The sequence below is a fragment of the Geodermatophilus sp. SYSU D00867 genome (genome assembly GCF_054050315.1).
Map to the genome: position 1 here is coordinate 1 of NZ_JBJGZC010000031.1, position 16,287 is coordinate 16,287.

General features: G+C 73.5%; 16 protein-coding genes and 1 tRNA gene. 10 read left to right on the top strand and 7 right to left on the bottom strand.

Features of this window, described 5'->3' with window-relative positions; translation table 11 throughout:
* Nucleotides 1–126: 126 nt before the first annotated feature.
* The gene (locus ACI8AK_RS21500) at nucleotides 127–627 is read right to left on the bottom strand and encodes a DUF3145 domain-containing protein (protein ID WP_387984854.1); all 501 of its coding nucleotides are present in this window, start codon (nucleotides 625–627) and stop codon (nucleotides 127–129) included.
* Nucleotides 628–982: 355 nt separating this feature from the next.
* A complete protein-coding gene (locus ACI8AK_RS21505) occupies nucleotides 983–2,104 on the bottom strand; it encodes a GGDEF domain-containing protein (protein WP_387984856.1) in 1,122 nt (373 codons plus the stop codon).
* Between the two features lie 83 nt (nucleotides 2,105–2,187).
* Between ACI8AK_RS21505 and ACI8AK_RS21510 the strand changes: the two genes are divergently transcribed.
* On the top strand, nucleotides 2,188–3,090 hold the full coding sequence (locus tag ACI8AK_RS21510) for a maleylpyruvate isomerase N-terminal domain-containing protein (protein ID WP_456957937.1): 903 nt from the start codon (nucleotides 2,188–2,190) through the stop codon (nucleotides 3,088–3,090).
* On the opposite strand, the gene ACI8AK_RS21515 is transcribed toward ACI8AK_RS21510, so the two are convergent.
* Nucleotides 3,087–4,304 carry a M23 family metallopeptidase gene (locus tag ACI8AK_RS21515; protein ID WP_387984861.1) on the bottom strand — a complete coding sequence of 406 codons (1,218 nt, stop codon included), beginning with the start codon at nucleotides 4,302–4,304 and terminating at the stop codon, nucleotides 3,087–3,089. The genes ACI8AK_RS21510 and ACI8AK_RS21515 overlap by 4 nt on opposite strands.
* Before the next feature lie 449 nt (nucleotides 4,305–4,753).
* On the opposite strand from ACI8AK_RS21515, the gene ACI8AK_RS21520 reads away from it, so the two are divergent.
* Nucleotides 4,754–5,299, top strand: a complete 546-nt coding sequence (locus ACI8AK_RS21520; protein ID WP_456957939.1) for a DUF1707 SHOCT-like domain-containing protein — start codon at nucleotides 4,754–4,756, stop codon at nucleotides 5,297–5,299.
* A 596-nt stretch (nucleotides 5,300–5,895) separates the two neighbouring features.
* Here the strand turns inward: ACI8AK_RS21520 and ACI8AK_RS21525 are convergent.
* Nucleotides 5,896–6,651 (bottom strand): hypothetical protein, encoded by a 756-nt coding sequence (locus ACI8AK_RS21525; RefSeq protein ID WP_456957941.1) that lies wholly within the window; start codon nucleotides 6,649–6,651, stop codon nucleotides 5,896–5,898.
* A 1,556-nt stretch (nucleotides 6,652–8,207) separates the two neighbouring features.
* Between ACI8AK_RS21525 and ACI8AK_RS21530 the strand changes: the two genes are divergently transcribed.
* Both ACI8AK_RS21530 and ACI8AK_RS21535 read left to right on the top strand, forming a co-directional pair.
* Nucleotides 8,208–8,281 (top strand) — tRNA-Ile (locus ACI8AK_RS21530).
* 72 nt (nucleotides 8,282–8,353) lie between these two features.
* Nucleotides 8,354–8,488, top strand: a complete 135-nt coding sequence (locus tag ACI8AK_RS21535) for a hypothetical protein (RefSeq protein ID WP_456957943.1) — start codon at nucleotides 8,354–8,356, stop codon at nucleotides 8,486–8,488.
* A gap of 1,618 nt (nucleotides 8,489–10,106) precedes the next feature.
* On the opposite strand, the gene ACI8AK_RS21540 is transcribed toward ACI8AK_RS21535, so the two are convergent.
* Nucleotides 10,107–10,316, bottom strand: a complete 210-nt coding sequence (locus ACI8AK_RS21540) for a DUF4177 domain-containing protein (protein ID WP_456957945.1) — start codon at nucleotides 10,314–10,316, stop codon at nucleotides 10,107–10,109.
* 190 nt (nucleotides 10,317–10,506) lie between these two features.
* Between ACI8AK_RS21540 and ACI8AK_RS21545 the strand changes: the two genes are divergently transcribed.
* Complete coding sequence (locus tag ACI8AK_RS21545) at nucleotides 10,507–10,746, top strand: hypothetical protein (RefSeq protein ID WP_456902659.1); 240 nt, start codon at nucleotides 10,507–10,509, stop codon at nucleotides 10,744–10,746.
* Between the two features lie 208 nt (nucleotides 10,747–10,954).
* Here the strand turns inward: ACI8AK_RS21545 and ACI8AK_RS21550 are convergent, their stop codons facing one another.
* Both ACI8AK_RS21550 and ACI8AK_RS21555 read right to left on the bottom strand, forming a co-directional pair.
* Nucleotides 10,955–11,476 carry a hypothetical protein gene (locus ACI8AK_RS21550; RefSeq protein ID WP_456957947.1) on the bottom strand — a complete coding sequence of 174 codons (522 nt, stop codon included), beginning with the start codon at nucleotides 11,474–11,476 and terminating at the stop codon, nucleotides 10,955–10,957.
* Nucleotides 11,477–11,619: 143 nt separating this feature from the next.
* A complete protein-coding gene (locus ACI8AK_RS21555; protein ID WP_456957949.1) occupies nucleotides 11,620–12,195 on the bottom strand; it encodes a dihydrofolate reductase family protein in 576 nt (191 codons plus the stop codon).
* A 104-nt stretch (nucleotides 12,196–12,299) separates the two neighbouring features.
* Between ACI8AK_RS21555 and ACI8AK_RS21560 the strand changes: the two genes are divergently transcribed.
* The 5 genes from ACI8AK_RS21560 to ACI8AK_RS21580 all read left to right on the top strand — a co-directional run bounded on the left by ACI8AK_RS21560 (nucleotide 12,300) and on the right by ACI8AK_RS21580 (nucleotide 16,259).
* Complete coding sequence (locus ACI8AK_RS21560; protein ID WP_387984873.1) at nucleotides 12,300–12,530, top strand: hypothetical protein; 231 nt, start codon at nucleotides 12,300–12,302, stop codon at nucleotides 12,528–12,530.
* Between the two features lie 136 nt (nucleotides 12,531–12,666).
* The gene (locus ACI8AK_RS21565; RefSeq protein ID WP_387984875.1) at nucleotides 12,667–13,743 is read left to right on the top strand and encodes an ABC transporter substrate-binding protein; all 1,077 of its coding nucleotides are present in this window, start codon (nucleotides 12,667–12,669) and stop codon (nucleotides 13,741–13,743) included.
* Between the two features lie 7 nt (nucleotides 13,744–13,750).
* Entirely contained in the window at nucleotides 13,751–14,578 is an 828-nt protein-coding gene (locus ACI8AK_RS21570; protein ID WP_387984878.1) for an ABC transporter ATP-binding protein, read from the top strand.
* Nucleotides 14,575–15,375, top strand: a complete 801-nt coding sequence (locus ACI8AK_RS21575) for an ABC transporter permease (protein WP_456957951.1) — start codon at nucleotides 14,575–14,577, stop codon at nucleotides 15,373–15,375. The genes ACI8AK_RS21570 and ACI8AK_RS21575 overlap by 4 nt, the downstream gene beginning before the upstream one ends.
* On the top strand, nucleotides 15,375–16,259 hold the full coding sequence (locus tag ACI8AK_RS21580) for an ABC transporter permease (RefSeq protein ID WP_387984884.1): 885 nt from the start codon (nucleotides 15,375–15,377) through the stop codon (nucleotides 16,257–16,259). The genes ACI8AK_RS21575 and ACI8AK_RS21580 overlap by 1 nt, the downstream gene beginning before the upstream one ends.
* Nucleotides 16,260–16,287 lie beyond the last annotated feature (28 nt).

The window sequence follows — 16,287 nt, forward strand, 5'->3', positions numbered from 1 at the left end:
GTGGAGGTCGCCCGGACGCCGCTTCCCCGACGGCGTCCGGACGACCTGGTGTGCAGCCTACGACGAGGGGGCGGGGTGCCTCACGTCGTGTGCCCTGATCGTGACCTGCGACTCCGCTCCGGACGCTCAGACGACCTGGTGCAGCCAGGTGGTCTGGCTGCCGTCGCCGGCGTAGCGGTACACCTCGAGGTCGGCGTCCCAGGCCGCGCCGAGGAGCTGGTCGACGCCGTGGCGGAACGCCTCCACCGACGTGGCGGTCGCCGCGAGCGTCCGCAGCTGCTGCTCGGTCACGACGATGTCGCCGTTGGCGCTCGTGGGCGCCCGGAAGACGCCGTGCCCGGGCACGTAGGACATGCGCTCGCCGTCGTTGCCGTGGCTGGCCTCTTCGGTCACCTCGAAGCGCAGCATCGGCCACGCGCGCAGCGCGGCGACCAGCTTGGCGCCCGTGCCGGGGACCCCGGTCCAGGCGACCTCGGCACGGTAGGCACCGTGCGCCGCGGGCTGGTCGGCCCACGACAGGGAGACCGGCGCGCCGATGACGCGTTCGAGCGCCCACTCGACGTGCTGGCAGAGCGCCTTCGGGCAGGAGTGCACGAAGACGACACCCTGGGTAGACCGTCGCTGCACGAGGCACCTCCATCGACTCGATCGGTCTCGTCTTCCCCAACGGACGATCGATTCGGTGACAGGCTGTGGTCAACGGCGGCGGACCAGGGCTCCCGGTGACAGTGTGCACGATGAGGTGCCGGTCGCGCCAGTGCGGATGCAGCGACTGTTCCGGATGTGACCACACCCGCCACGCGCGTCACGGAAGTGCTGGTCAGCGCCATACCACGACCACCGGCGCAGAGTCCAACCCGGGGTCGGACCGCCTCGACGCTACACCGTGGCTCCCGTCACGGGCCGTTGCGGGAGCCCGTGTCGCATACGGAACTCCGTCGACCGCCGGTGACGCTCGGTGAGCGGCCTGCGGGAGTGTCGGTCACCCTGCGAGATCGGCGACCCGGTCCCCGCCGGCCGCCTTGGCCCGGTACATCGCCTCGTCGGCGCGGTGCAGCACGCCCGCGACGTCGTCGTCGGGGTGCACGGGGGCACAGCCCACGCTGGCGGTCACCCCGCAGCCGGTCCCGACCTCCGCGACGGCGGCGCGCAGGCGGTCGGCCAGCAGGACGTCGTCGGCGGGCAGCAGGGACCCGGCGAGGACGGCGAACTCGTCACCACCGAGCCGGGCGACGGTGTCGGTCTCGCGGACCACCCGGCCCAGCGCGGCGGCAACCGAGCGGAGGACCTCGTCGCCGGCGGCGTGGCCCCGCCGGTCGTTGACCGCCTTGAAACCGTCCAGGTCGACGATGCAGACCACCGCCCGCTCGCCCCGGCCGGCGAGGCGCACGGCCCGGCCGACGCGGTCGAGGAAGACCCGGCGGTTGGGCACGCCGGTGAGCGGGTCGGTGGTGGCCAGCGCCTCCTGGGTGCGCAGCAGCAGCACCTGCCGGTCGTGGGCGGCCCACTGGTTGGCCGAGGACAGCGTGCAGATCAGCGTGACCGTGCCGAGCACGGTGGCCACCAGCAGCGAGTGCGCATCCGGCGGGCCGGCGACCAGGGTCGCGTACGCGGTGGTCATGAGCGTGCCGGTGAGCACCACGCCGGCCGGCGGATAGGCCACCGCCATGTAGACGAGGACCAGGAAGAAGATCACCGACAGCGGGCTGTCGGTGCCGCCGTCGAGCCGCGCAGCGGTGGCGACGATGGCCGTCACGGCGGCCGTCCAGACGGAGAACAGCAGCGGGCCGCGCAGGTCGCGGACGATCCGGTGCAGCGGCAGGAGGAGCAGCAGGGGCGTCAGGACGACGACCGAGCCGGCCAGCGCCAGGAGGACGGGGTGCCGGTGACCGGGGGTCGGGGTCGTCAGGGTGTAGACCAGGCAGGCCCAGCCGGCGATCTCGCTGAGCAGCACGCCGGTGTGCACGTGCCGGACCCAGAAGCGGGCGCGCTCGTCGTCCTCGGCCAACGGCCGGTAGAGGCCGACGCCGAGCCAGGCGGGCGCGGCACGCCGCGGCCGGCGCGGGGTCCCCGCCTCGGCACGCCGCACCCCTGCCCCGTCCATGCTCGGGTTCTCGGCCGATCTCGTTCCGTTCTCCACTCGGACGCACGTGCCACTCCCCCGACGGGGTGGGTAGGGGCCGGGGCATGGGACGGGACGACGGGACGCGCGGGATGGCCGACGCCGGCCGGGACGTGGTGGGGCCGATGGTGCTCGGCGCCTGGGACGCCTTCCTCGAGCAGGCGGCCGCGGTGGACCTGGACCGGCCGACGCGGCTCCCGGGCTGGCGGGCGCACGAGGTGTGCGTGCACCTGGGCTGCTGGCCCGACCACGCCGCCCTGGCCGACCTGGTGGCCTCCGCCCGGGCCGGCGGCACCGGGACGCCGGCCGACGTCGACGCGACCAACGCCCGGGTGACCGCCACCCACCGCCACGCCTCGCGGGGGGAGGTCCTCGCCGCGCTGCGCCGCAACCGGGAGGCGACCGAGCGCTACCTGACCGAGGAGCCCGTCGAGCTGGACGCCGCGCCCGCGGTCTCCACGGTCGGGCGGCTGCCGATGCTGTCGGTGGTCCTCGGTCAGGCCTACGAGCTCGCCGTGCACGGCCTGGACCTGGCACCGCTGGGCGCTCCCCCGGTCCCGGCACGGGTCCTGGACGCCGGGCTGGCCGCGCTGGCCGACGTCACCGGCGCGCTGGCCGCCTCCTCGGGCATCGCCGGCGGCGCCGCCCTGGTGACCCCCGGCGGCGGGTGGGTCTTCGCGGCCGACCCGCCGGGCTGGACGGTGCGGCCGGTGGGCGGCACGCGGCCCCGCGGCGCCGTCGTCGAGGCCGCGGCCGACGTCCTGCTGGAGGCGGCGTCGGGGCGGACCAACCCGGCCGCGGCGCTGGTGCGGCGCCGGCTGCGGGTGCGGGACCTGCCGGAGCTGATGCGGCTTGCCCCGATCGTCGAGTCGGCGCCGGGCATCCCCGGCGGGCCGATCCTGGCGCTGGCCGCGCGGACCGTCGGGGGCGCCGGCGACCTGCTCGGCCGGTTCCGCGGGCGCCGCTAGCAGGCGCCGCCCAGCGAGATGCCGTGCGCCTGCAGCCACGGCATCGGGTCGACCCGGCTGGCGTAGAGCCCGCCCTCGTGCACCTCGAAGTGCAGGTGCGGCCCGGTGGACTGGCCCTTGTTGCCGACCTCGGCGATCTGCTGGCCGGCGCCCACGACCTGGCCGGCCGAGACGAAGAACCGGTTGACGTGGCCGTAGAGGGTGATCGAGCCGTCGTCGTGCTGGACGTAGACGGCCTGGCCGAAGCCGCTGGCCGGGCCCGCCTGCAGGACCACGCCGCCCTCCGGGGCGAGGACCGGGGTGCCGATCGGGGCGGCGATGTCCACGCCCTGGTGCATGGTCCCCCAGCGCGGGCCGTAGCAGGAGGTCACGCGGCCGGTGGTCGGGGCGATGCCGCCACCGGCACTGGACTGGACGTCGACCGCGGCCCGCTGCTCGGCGGCCTGCTGGGCCTCCCAGGCGGCCTCGGCCTCGGCGACGCCGCGCAGCCGCAGCAGCTCGACCTCGGCCGCGCGCAGCTGCTCGTCCAGACGGGCCTTCTCACCGGCCAGGGCGTCGTAGTCGCCCTGCGCCTGGGCCAGCCGTGCGTCGGCGGCGGCCTGGGCCTGCGCGGCGGCCGCGGCGGCCGCGTCGCGCTCCTGCACCGCGGCGCGGGCGGCGGCGTCGGCCTCCTCCTCCTGGGTCTCCAGCAGCTCGTACTGCTCGAGGGTCTCGGCGCGCTGGGCGCCGAGCAGGTCGAGGGTGGCGGCGCGCTCGAGGACCTCGCGGGGGCCCTGGCTGTCCAGCAGCACCGAGGCGGTGCCGCCCAGGTCTCCCCCGCTGCCCATGTAGGCCTCGCGGCCGAGCTCGACGACCTCGTCCTGCGCCTGCGCGACAGCGTCGCGCGCGGCCTGCAGCTCGGCCGCGGCCACGGCGGCGGCCTCCTGCGCGGCGGCGAGCTCGGCCTGGGCGACCAGTGCGGCGTCCGCGGCGGCCTCCGCCTCGACGGTCATCCGCTGGAGCTGCTCCTCGGCGGCGGTGACCGCCCCCTGGATCCGGCTCACCTCGGCGACGAGGGCGGCCTCGGCGGCCTCGGCCGCGGCGACGTCGTCGTCGGGGTCCGCCATCGCCGGGACGGGCGCCGCCATCAGGAGCGCGGCGGCGCCGGCGGCGAGCACGGCGCGGCGGAGCCGGCGGGAGGTGGAGCGGGCGGTCCGGTGGTGCGCGGTCGCCAAGAGGGCGGATCTCCCTTTCTCGCGGCCGCCTGCCGGATCGGCGCCCGTCCGGCGGGACGGGCGGCCTGCCCGCGTCCGGCGTCCGCGGGCGCGACCGAGCCGGGGACCTCCGTGCGGTCCCCGCTCCCGGCGCGTGCCGGGACGGTCAGGCGGAGTCCGGCCGGGGTCCTCGTCGTCCCGAGGCGCAGCGGCCCGGCAGGACCGCGGGCGAAGGTACTACGGATGGGACGGGTGAGGTCACGGGGACATAACGGCCCCGGCGTGTCCGCTTGCGCGCTCAACCGTTTCGACACCGCGACGACCTGCGAGTCTCACGGATCGTGGCCGGTTTGACACGCAGTGCCACTCCCGCCTTCGAGGCATGTCCCGTGGTGGCCGGGCTCACAGGTCCGTCACAGGAACCGCGGGCACGCTGGCCGGCCGGACCGGCTCTCGTGGGGAGGAACGACATGGACGGGACCCCGATCCCAGGACCGACGACGCCGTTCGGCGGCCGGACGCGGTACGCGGCCGCCGCCGACGGCACGGTGCGACCGGGCGCCGTGCCGCAGGCACCGCCGGTGCGCGCGACCGACGCCGACCGGCTCGCGACGGTGCACCGACTGCAGGACGGCGTCGCCCGCGGGGCGCTCACGCCCGACGAGGGCGGGGACCGGATGGCGGCCGCCTGGGCCGCCGTCCACCTGCGCGACCTCGCGCCGCTGACCGCCGACCTCCCGCCGGTGGCGGCCCCGCCGCAGATCACCGCGCCGGGCTGGCGGCCGCTGGGGCTCATGGCCTGGGAGCAGCTGCGGACCACCGTCGCCGGGGCGCGCGCCGGCCGTCCCGCAGCGGTGCGCATCGCACTGGTCGGCCTGGTCACCCTGCTGGTGCTCGTGGCGTTCGGCTCGCTGGTGCTGCACGGGCTGGCCGAGGGGTTCGACGCCGGCCCGGACGGGTTCCGCGGCGGGCCCGGCGGCTTCGACGGCTTCGGCGACGGACCCGGCCGGGGCTGAGTCCCCGGCCGGGTCCGCCCGCGCACGGGGTCAGGGCTGTCGCCGGTGGTGCCCTCGTCGAGGCCGGGCGGGGTGCCGGGGACGCCGCCCCGGGTGCCGTCGGTGGTGCCGGGCCGGACCACCGACGTCGTCGCCGCGGTGCCCTCCCCCGCGGCGGCCGAGCCGAGGGCGTAGCCGCCGACGCCACTGATCAGCAGCAGCGCGGCGGCGGCCGCACCGACCGCGGCCCGCCGCCGGACCTCCGGGGGCAGGGCCCGGCGCGGCGGCGTCGCGGCGACCGGCGGCTGCGCCGTCGGCGGCTCGGCGGTGGCGGCGGGCGCGGCGGGGGCCGTGCCTTGGGGGGTGCGCTCGGGGTGCCAGGCCAGGACGGCCGGGGGCTCCCAGCCGGTGCCGTTCGGGGTCTGCTGGTCGTCCACGGTGCTCCTCGTGGTCCGGGGAGCACCCACGGCGGCGACCGCCGCTGGGATGCAGCCAGGCTGCGGCTGCGCGTCGGCTGGACACGGCGAGCACCACCCGGTGGGTGGAAGCCCCCGGGTGGTGCCTGAGGGACGCTGGAGCCCGGCCGCCCTCGATGGGACGACCGGGCTCCGGATCTCTCAGCGGGTGCGCGTCGGCAGCCCCGTGGGGTGGAACGTCCCCCACGGTGGCGCGTAGTCGTAGTTCGCCGCGGCCTGCTGGTTGACATAGGCGTAGCAGCCGGAGTTGACGAACTCGTCCCTGCCTGCGGCGGTCGCGGTGACCGCGTACATGAAGGCCGTGCCGCGAGTGACCGCCGACTGGTCCGCCCACTGGGAAGCGCAGCCGTAGGGCCCGAAGAAGGCGAGCTGCCCGTCATGGAGCTCGACGAACCCGCCGTCGGCCAGCGCGTTGCCGTGCTGTCCGGCGTCGGGGTAGCCGCCGCCGTCGTTGGCCGACCAGGTGCCGTTGACCATGACGATGAGCCCGTGCCGGTCCGCCACCCGGCGGAAGGTCTGGGACAGGGCGATCGCCCCGTCCCGGTATGCCTGCTTGTCCGGGAAGCTGGCCCAGTCGATGTCGGGAAACCACGAACGTGAGCCCAGGTCATCTGCGAAGAACCCACCCATGTGGGGGTTCTCCCGGACCATCGTCTCCAGGACGCACTCGAGCTTGCTCTGCAGCACCGAGCCGACCCGGAAGTCGTTGAGGTACCCCCACTGGTTGGCCCGGTGGTTGCCCGGCCACAGCGAGGTCGCCGGCCCGCAGGCGGAAGCGTTCAGGAGCATGTCGTGATAGCGGCCGTGGTCGTTGTCGATGATCGCGTCGAGGTAGACGAGGACGGTGCCGCCACCGGCCGACACGTCCTTGAACACCTGGTCCTGGTAGTTGTCCATGCCTGCGACGACCAGGCCGCCAGGATGGGCATAGGAACGAGCCCGAGAGTCCGCGGGAGTGCCGTACACGATGCTCGCCGCCTGGGCCGGCCGGTTGTCGAGTGTGCCGGAGGACGGCGTTGTCGGCGTCGAGCTGGGACTCGATGTGGGGGCCGGCGTCGGACTCGGGCTCGTCGACGGGGCCGACGTCGGGCTCGACGTCGGACTCGGGCTCGACGTCGGACTCGGGCTCGACACCGAGGTCGGACTGGACGTGGGGGCCGGCGTCGGACTCGGGCTCGTCGTCGGAGCGGGCGTCGCGGTCGGGCTCGGCGTCGAGGCCGGGGAGGTGCCCTGCGGTGCGCGGACGTCGTGCTGTGTGACGTGGACGGTCGCGTTGCGGGCGGTGGAGAGGACGTTGACCACCGTCTGGGCCGAGGCCGCACCGGCCGGCACGGGTAGCGTCGCCTGCACCCGGGTCCACGAGCCGCCGTCCACCGCGACCGCGGAGCCACCCGTCCAGCTCGAGAACGCTCCTGCGGCGGTGTACCAGGACACCGTGATCTGGGCCTTGGCCCCGCGAGCCGACGCCTTGACGTCCGCCGCGAAGGTCCACGTCCCGTCGGCCGTCACCGGCTCCATCGGGGCACGGACCCGGGTGGTCGTCCCGGTGGAGGTGACCCGCAGTGCATTGCGGGCGGCGACGTGGTCCGACACGGCGACCCGGGTCGCCCTGGTACCGCCCTCCTGGACGGACCAACCGGCCGTGCTGGACGCGAGGTCCGGGTTGTCCGACAGGTTGAGCGTGCTGGACTGCGTGCCCGTGGCCGTCAGCGCCGACGCGACCGCCGTCGTCCCCAGCGCGAGCACGACGAGGGCGACCAGCCCGGCAATCCGGGCCCGGCGTCGTGATCTCGACCGCTCGATGCCGTGGCGGCCTCGAGAACGCCGACGGCGCTCCGGGCGCCGAGAGTCCGTGGGCAGTGGGAGGGGGCCGCGCGGGGCGGGTGTCATGCCGTGTTGCTCCTCGTTGGGGCAGGACGGAGTCCGCGGCGGGGGCTTCACCGCGGGGCTCGACGAGGAGGTGCGTCCGCGCTGCCAGGGGCAGACGAGGCCAGCTGGGCTGGCCCACGGGCACCTCGAGGACCCCGGCGTCACGTGCCGGGGTGGCTACGTCAGGGGTGCATCCGCACCGCCGTCAGGCGGGCGGGACCGGGTCGGCCGGCACCTCCGTGGCCCCGGTGGCGCCTGCCGGGATGGGGTGGTCAGGGAGGTGCACCCACGCTGCCGTCTGGCAGGTGGTCGAGGCCGGGGCCACTGGTCAGGCCGGCCGGCACCTCGGGGCGATCAAGTTCATCAACACCGTACGCATCCGAGTGTGCACGTAACGCAACAGGTCGTCAAACCCCCCGGTCCACTGCCGGGGAGGACACAGTGAGCCTCTGCCGGTGGAGCCGAGGCCGGGACCGCCTGGCTGAGTCGGTACGCTCGTCCGCGGCCTCGGCGCCGGTGGGGAGACGACCACCGCCACCAGGCCGGACCACGGAGGGGGCCGCTGATCAGCGGGTTCGTCGCCAGGGGCGGTAGCTCAGCCGGTCAGAGCACGGGACTCATAATCCCTGGGTCGTGGGTTCGAGCCCCACCCGCCCCACCCGCCCCGCCATCAGGCAGTACGCGGTTACTCGGTCCCGCACAGCGCTCGAACAGCCGGGTACCGTGCCTGATGGCGGACCTGGCGCACGCGCGTACCGCCTACATGGCTGTCGACGACCTCTCCGTCCTGCCCGACTGGCGGGCCCACCTGCGGGCCCGCAACGTCGCGCCGAGCACGATTGCGAGCTATCCCCGTGCCGATTGATGCTGCGGTGACGCGCTCGTGATGAGCAGTACGCCAACCTACGTGAGAGGTGGCGGCCCCGTTTCCTGCGGAAACGTGATACACGGCTCGATCCTGCCTCGCACGGTTGGGGAGGCACTGTGAGCACGTCCCGAGACATGGGCAGGCTCGACGCGGAGCTTTCTGACCTACTGGACGTCACCCTGAGTGACAGCACGAAGTCTCAACTCGAAGCCATGCGTGGTCGAGGTATGCCGTCGGGGTCGATGGAGGAGGAACCGGACTCTCCGCTGGCCGAAGTGGTCCCCACCTCCCCGGCTAACGCTGACCCAAACCATGCTCGCTTGCGACGACCAGATGTCTTGGCATCCGTCACTGTTGGCGACGGCGCCTTTCACTTCCTTGGAGTCCCGGAGCATGGGGAGATTGGATTATCGTTTAGCGGGGACTGTGGAGACACCTTCAATGCGATTGTGCAGCGCTTCCCGTCACCGCTTCGCCTGTACGCTTCAGTAGCGCCCCTCGACGCGCCGATCCCTTGGCTGATCGCGGCTGTTGACCATGAGCAAGAAGACCGCTTGGACCTGATTGGCGCAAGGCGATTCTGTGATCGCGTCGAGGACGCTCTTACAGCGAGGTTGGGGTCGGACGGTGAAGTGCGACTGCAAGCCCCCACGATGTCGGGTGGCATCTGGACGCCGGATCCAACACCTGCTGTCATGATGCCGATCGCATACTGTGCCCCCATTATGGGGCGCCTTCTATTTCATCGGGAGTACTGCGAGGCCGAGTGGGATCCCGGGCCAGCTTCTGAGTGGAACATCATTAAGTGCAGTTCTGAACTGAACAAGCATCTCACTCACACTTCGGAGAGCGGTGGCGATTGGCGAAGAAGAAGGTGCTCAACCGGTCATGCCTGGATTTGCGATTCGCCTGTCTATATCACCCATCTTTACTGGGAGGCTGGAAACTGGCTGATCGCAGAACACGGGCAATTCGGACAGTTCGGTCCATCGAAGACAGCGCCCTTCAAGAGTCCGTGGCAAGGACTAGTTCGACGGTTCCGTATGGTCGAGTACAGGCACGGGCTCACGGCTACAACCGGGGGTTTTCGCGCGTACAGCTTCTTCAGCCGACATCTTGACCTCCACGGATAGCGAGAGTTGCCGGTCAGCCTGACGCGAGTCAGCGCCGCTTACAACCCGCACTTTGCTGCACGGAACCACATGGATGTCGTGACGACCACTTCATTCGCCTGCTCGAAGCCGACACCGCCGCTAGCTACGCCAGGATGAAGCCCGCGACGCTGAGGGTGTCACGCCGCACCGCTGCGGGCTGACGGCCTGGGGTACCGAACAGGGCAACCGCTACAACCTGACGAGTCGGCCACCATCACGGCCAGGAGGGTCCGCCCGATCGCCGAACGGGCGACCTTCGACCATCAGTTGCAGCCTCGCCCGAGGACTCGGGGTAGAACGAGGGATTGGGGCTGTCACGCTCGTCAGCCACCTGCACAAGCGCAGGTCAGCACAGCGCTCAGACCATCAGGGCTCACAATCCCTGGGTCGTGGGTTCGAGCCCCACCCGCCCCACACGCGAGAGCGTGGGTCAGCGCAGCGGTCGCTGGTCCCGGGCGTGCTCAGGCGACGGGGCGCTCGAAGGTCACCAGGCTGCCCTCCACGCTGCCCGGCCCGATGCGGCCCTTCACGCCGACGGACGTGATCGCCTTGAGCTGCCAGCCCTCGCGGGCGTGCTCGTCGAGCAGCCTCTCGAGCTCGTCGCCGGACGTCTTGCCGCCGATCACGCCCTCGCGGAGCTCCTCGACCTCGTACTCGTGGCGTCCGGCCACCGCCCGCTCCCCTCGTCGGTGCTCGACGGGTCAGTCCGTCGGCCGGACGCCATGGCGTCCACGTCGGCCGACGCGTCCGGCACCGCTCGGCCCGGGTACGGGCACGGAGGACCACCAGGCAGGTAGTGGTGGACGCACGCGGTCGCCGGCGAGTAGACCGAACCCCTCACCCGAGTGGAGGGAGCGAGCCATGACCACCACCAGCGGCCAGGAGGCCGGGCAGGTCACCGGCACCCAGGACAAGGACTACAACCTCATCTGGTTCACCGAGCAGTGCCTGAGCAACGCGCTGCGGCTGGAGACCTACATCCAGGACGCCGACCGCGACGGCGACGGCGAACTCGCCGAGCTCTTCCGCAAGGCCCAGGCGGACAGCCGCAAGGGCGCTGAACAGGGCAAGCAGCTGCTCAGGTCCCGGCTCGGCGGCTGAGCCGACCGGTCGGACGGGCCCCGGGGAGACGCGGCACCGGTCCCCCGGGGCCCGTGGCGACACGGGCGGACACACCGGCGGTCCCCGCGAGGACACGGTCGGCCCGGCGCCGGCCGCCGGGCCGGGATGGGCGACGCGGCGTGTCGCGCGCGGCCGCACGAGAGCGCAGTGCCGGTCGCCCGGGACGGCGACCGGCACGGGACGCCCCTCAGCCGCCGAGGACGATCCGGAACGTCCCGCGGGAGCGGAAGTCCAGCCCGGCGCCCTCGAACTCCTCGATGTGGATCTCCCCCGAGGCGGAGGCGAACTCGCCGGTGCCGCCGGTCACGGCCCAGCTGCTCGGCTCCCGCAGCACCGGGGCCGTGATGCCGGTGCGGCTCACGCCCTGCACGGTGAGCGAGCCGCGCGGCCCGACGTTGGTCGCGGTGCAGTGCAGCACCGTGCTGTCGGCGGCGAGGTCCACCTGGTGGAACACGCAGTGGCCCCGGTCGGTGGCGTCCCCGAGGCCGCCCGTGCTGGTGTTGGTGTAGACGAGCTCGTCCCCGAGCGAGGGCACGCCGTTGGCGTCGTGGTCGAGGAAGACCTCCTCCACCCGGTCGGTCTCGAAGGTCCCCTCGAGGACCGCGCCCTCCGGGGCGGCCGCCGCGCCCGCCGGCCACACGACCACCCCCGCGACGAGGGCGGCGGAACCGGCGAGGGCGAGGCTGGTGCGCTTCTTCGGGGTGCGCATGGCGTCCACCTCCGGGGTGAGCGGGGATGCGGGGACACCGGCCGCGTCTGACCGGACACCGGGGTCAGCTCGCCCCGACGCTAGGACCGCGCCGTTCCCCGGAGAAGACACGAAGGTCCCCGCCGGAGGGGTCCGCGGCTCCCTCAGGTCGCCCCGGGCGGACCGGCGAGCACCGTGGGGACGTACTCCAGCAGCTGGAGCCGGCCGTCGAACAGGCGGCTGTCGACCAGGTCGAGAGCGACGTCGGGATAGCCGTCGTAGACGCGGTCGGTCCCGGTGGCGCCGGTGATGACCGGGAAGACGACGACGCGGTAGCGGTCCACCAGGCCGGCGGCGAGCAGCGACCGGCACAGGCTGACGCTGCCCACCGCGCGCAGCGGTCGCGTGCCGCGCTCCTTCATCGCCCGCACGGCGGCCACGGCGTCGCCGTCGACCAGCTCGGTGTTCGCCCACGACAGCGGCGCGCGCAGGGTCGAGGAGAAGACCACCTTCGACATCGCCGTCAGGCCGGCGAGACCGGGGTCGTCGGGGATCTCGGCGGCGAAGCCGGACATCAGCCGGTACGTCGTCGCCCCCATGAGGACGGTCTGCTCCAGGGCGCCGTCCTGCCCCAGCCAGCCGAGGTACTCGGGCCCCTCCATGCCCCAGTAGCCGGGCCAGCCCTCCGCGGCCCCGTAGCCGTCGAGCGAGACGATGAAGTCCACCACCAGGTCGGACATCGGGCTCTCCTCCCCGTCCGCAGCGTGCACGGTGGTGACCGGCCGGAGGACGGGGACTCGTCGCCGGGTGCATCCGGGAGGCGGCCCGCGCACGAAGATCGTCCGTGAGCACGATGCCGGCGGACCCGCGGTGGGTCCTGCAGCCGTTGACCGACGCGGGCCTGGCGGGCGACCAGGTCAGCGACCTCGTCTTCCGCCTCGCCTTCGGCACCGTCGTCGACCCCGGCCGGCTCGACCCCGCCCACCTGGGCTCCCTGGTCGACGACCAGCCCGTGCACGTCCGTCGGGCGTGGCTGGAGGTGCTGGACCGGATGACGACGGGATCCGCCGGCTGACGGGAGCGGCGTGGGGTTCCTCACGGGCGCGGGACCGGCGGTAACCCGGCGGTGACACGACGCGCGTCGGGCGGAAACGAACGTCGGCGAGTGTCGGGCGCCGCTGACCGCGCAGCCGACCCGAGCGAGGACCCCGATGACCTTCCCGTCCCCCACCCGCTCCCCTCTCCGGCGGGCCGCCGCGGCGACCTCCGCCGTGGGCCTGGCCCTGGCCCTGGGCGCCTGCGGCGGGTCCGACGACCCCGGCGGACCGGGGGGATCCGGCGAGGACGGCTTCGGCGAGCTGTCCGTCCAGCTGTCCTGGATCAAGAACGCCGAGTTCCTCGGCGAGTACGTGGCCGACACCAACGGCTACTACGCCGACGCCGGCTTCTCCTCGGTCAACCTCGTCGCCGGCCCCTCGACCGGCGTCGCCGAGCTGGTGCAGGGCTCGGTCGACGTCGCGCTCAGCGACGCCGTCTCGGTCGGCACCGCCGTCGCCAACGAGGACGCCCCGGTCCGGATCATCGGGACGACGTACCAGAAGAACCCGTTCACGATCCTGTCGCTGGCCGACGGCGGGGACATCGCGACGCCGCAGGACATGGTCGGCAAGCGGATCGGCGTCCAGGACTCCAACACCAGCCTCTTCCAGGCGCTGCTGGCCGCCAACGGCATCGACCCCGGCCAGGTCACCGTCGTCCCGGTGCAGTACGACCCCTCCGTGCTGGTCAACGGCGAGGTCGACGGCTTCGTCGCTTACCTGACCAACGAGTCGATCACCGTGGCGAGCCAGGGCCTGGCCGTCACCAACCTGCCCTTCGCCGACAACGGGCTGCCCTTCGTCGCCGAGACGTTCACCGCCACGGAGCAGTCGATCGCGGAGGACCGCGAGAGGCTCAAGGCGTTCCTCGTCGCCGAGATCCAGGGCTGGACCGACGTCCTGGCCGACCCCGAGGCCGCCGTCGACGTCTGCCTGGAGAGCTACGGCGCCGACCTCGGCCTGGTCCGGGAGAACGAGGTGCAGTCGGCGCACACCGCCAACGACGAGCTGATCACCACCGAGGACACCGAAGCCGAGGGCCTGTTCACGATCACCGACGAGCTGCAGCAGGAGACCGTCGAGTCCCTGGCCGGCGCCGGCGTCGAGATCGAGGCCGACGAGCTGTTCGACCTGTCCCTCCTCGAGGAGGTCTACGAGGAGAACCCGGAGCTCAGGGACTACCGGCCCTGATGACCCGGTGACCGAGACGACCACCACGTCCGGTGCCCGGGGCGCCGCCCTGGGCACCGGCGTGCAGATCACCGGCCTGTCCAAGACCTTCTCGATGGGCACCCGCCGGGTCGAGGCGCTGTCCGCGGTGGACCTGCACACCGACCGCGGCAGCTTCCTCTCCCTGCTCGGCCCGTCGGGCTGCGGCAAGTCCACGATCCTGCGGGTGCTGGCCGGGCTGGAGCAGCCGACCGGCGGCTCGATCCGGGTCGACGGGAAGAGCCCGCAGGAGCTGCGCCGCGGGCACGAGCTCGGCATCGCCTTCCAGGACGCCGCACTGCTGCCCTGGCGCAGCGTGCTGTCCAACATCCGGCTGCCCTTCGAGGTGGCCGGGGTGCGGGTCGACGACGCGTACGTGCGCGAGCTGGTCGCGCTCGTCGGGCTCGAGGGCTTCGAGAAGGCCAGGCCGGCGCAGCTGTCCGGCGGCATGCGCCAGCGCGTGTCGATCGCGCGGGCGCTGGTCCTCAGACCGTCGGTGCTGCTGCTCGACGAGCCGTTCGGCGCCCTGGACGACATGACCCGCCAGCGGCTCAACCTCGAGCTGCTGCGGATCTGGACCGAGAAGCCGGCGACCACCCTCATGGTCACCCACGGCATCACCGAGGCGGTGTTCCTCTCCGACCAGGTGGCGGTCATGAGCCCGCGGCCGGGCCGCGTGCGGGAGGTCATCGACGTCGACCTCCCCCGCCCGCGGACGCCGGAGATGCAGCGGACGCCGGAGTTCCACGCCTACGTCGACCGGGCGTCGGAGCTGCTGTTCGGCACCGGCGCGGGGACGGACGGGGACGGCGGGTGAGCGGCGCCCGGCTGCCGTCCTGGGCGGTCGGCGCGCTCGGGTCGGCACTGGTCGTCGCGCTGTGGTGGCTGGCCGCCGTCACGGTGCTGTCAGACGTCGGCGCCGGCTCGGTCGACGCGGTCCCCACCCCGCCCGAGGTGGTGGCCCAGTGGGCCGCCGACGGCTGGGCGTTCTACGGCCGCAACCTCGGCGTGACGCTGGAGGAGGGCGCGCGGGGCTTCCTGTGGGGCAACGGGCTCGCGCTGCTGCTGGCCGCCGTCGTCCTGGTGGTGCCGCGGACCGAGGGCGTCGTCACGCAGCTGGCGACCATCACCTACTGCGTGCCGATCGTCGCCGTCGGCCCGCTGGTGCTGATCATCACCGGCGCCCCGGACGTCGGCGAGGCCTCCGGGACGGCGGTCTTCCTCGCGGCGCTGAGCTGCTTCTTCACCACCGTCGTCGGCACGCTGCTCGGCCTGCGCGCCGCCGACCGGGCCGCGCTCGACGTGGTCGCCGTCCACGGCGGCGGGGCGCTCACCCAGCTGCGCAAGGTCCGGCTGGTCGCCGCGCTGCCGGGCGTCCTCACCGCGCTGCAGATCGCGGTGCCGGCCTGCTTCCTGGGCGCCGTCCTGGGCGAGTACTTCGGCAAGGTCGACGTCGGCATCGGGCCGGCGATGACCGCCGCGCAGCAGGGCCTCAACCCGGCGCGGGTGTGGGGCATCGCGCTGGCCTCCGGTGCGGTGGCGATCGTCGGCTTCGCCCTGCTCGGGCTGGTCGCCCGGTTCGTGACCCCCTGGTCGAGAGGACGGCAGGCCTGATGGCGCAGACGCCCGGCGGGCCCCGGACGGCGGCCGCGCCGGTGGACGCCGCGGCCCGGCGCGGGGAGGTCCGGCGGCAGGCCACCCGGGCGGTGCTGCGCGCGCTGGGGCGCTCGCTGCTCACCTCCCTCGGGACGCTGGTCGTCGTCGGGGTGCTGTGGGTCGGCGTGATCGAGCTGTTCGGCATCTCGTCCTACGTCGCCAAGGGCCCGCTGGACGTGTGGGCGTACCTGGTCACCGACGACGACGCCGGCGAGCACCGGTCGCTGCTGCTCGACCGGCTGGGCACCAGCCTGGGGCACGCCCTGATCGGCTTCGTCGCCGGCCTGGCGGCGGCGTTGCTGGGCGCGACGGCGTTCCGGCTGTCGCGGGGCGTGGAGCACGCGCTCATGCCGATCGCGATGCTGCTGCGCTCGGTGCCGCTGGTCGCGATGGCGCCGCTGATCATCCTGGTGTTCGGCCGGGACGTCGCCACGGTCGCGGTGGTCGCCGGGATCGTCGTGCTGTTCCCCGCGCTGGTGACGATCGCCTTCGGGTTGCGGTCGGCGTCCCCGCAGGTGCTCGACGTCGTGCACGTGTACGGGGGCGGCCCGCTGACCGCGCTGCGGAAGGTGGCGCTGCCCGCGTCGCTGCCGGCGTTCTTCGCCGCCGTCCGCGTCTCCGTGCCCGGCGCGCTCACCGGGGCGCTGCTGGTCGAGTGGCTGGCCACCGGCGACGGCATCGGCTCGGCGATCCAGACCGCGTACGCGCAGGTGCAGTTCTCGCTGGTCTGGTCGGCGGTCGTGGTGGTGACCGCGGTGTCGCTGGTGCTCTACAACCTCGTGCAGATCGGGGAGACGGTCGTGCTGGCCCGGATGGGGATGACGCCGGGCGAGGGCACCTGAGACGGGGGCCGTCCGTCCTCCCACCTCA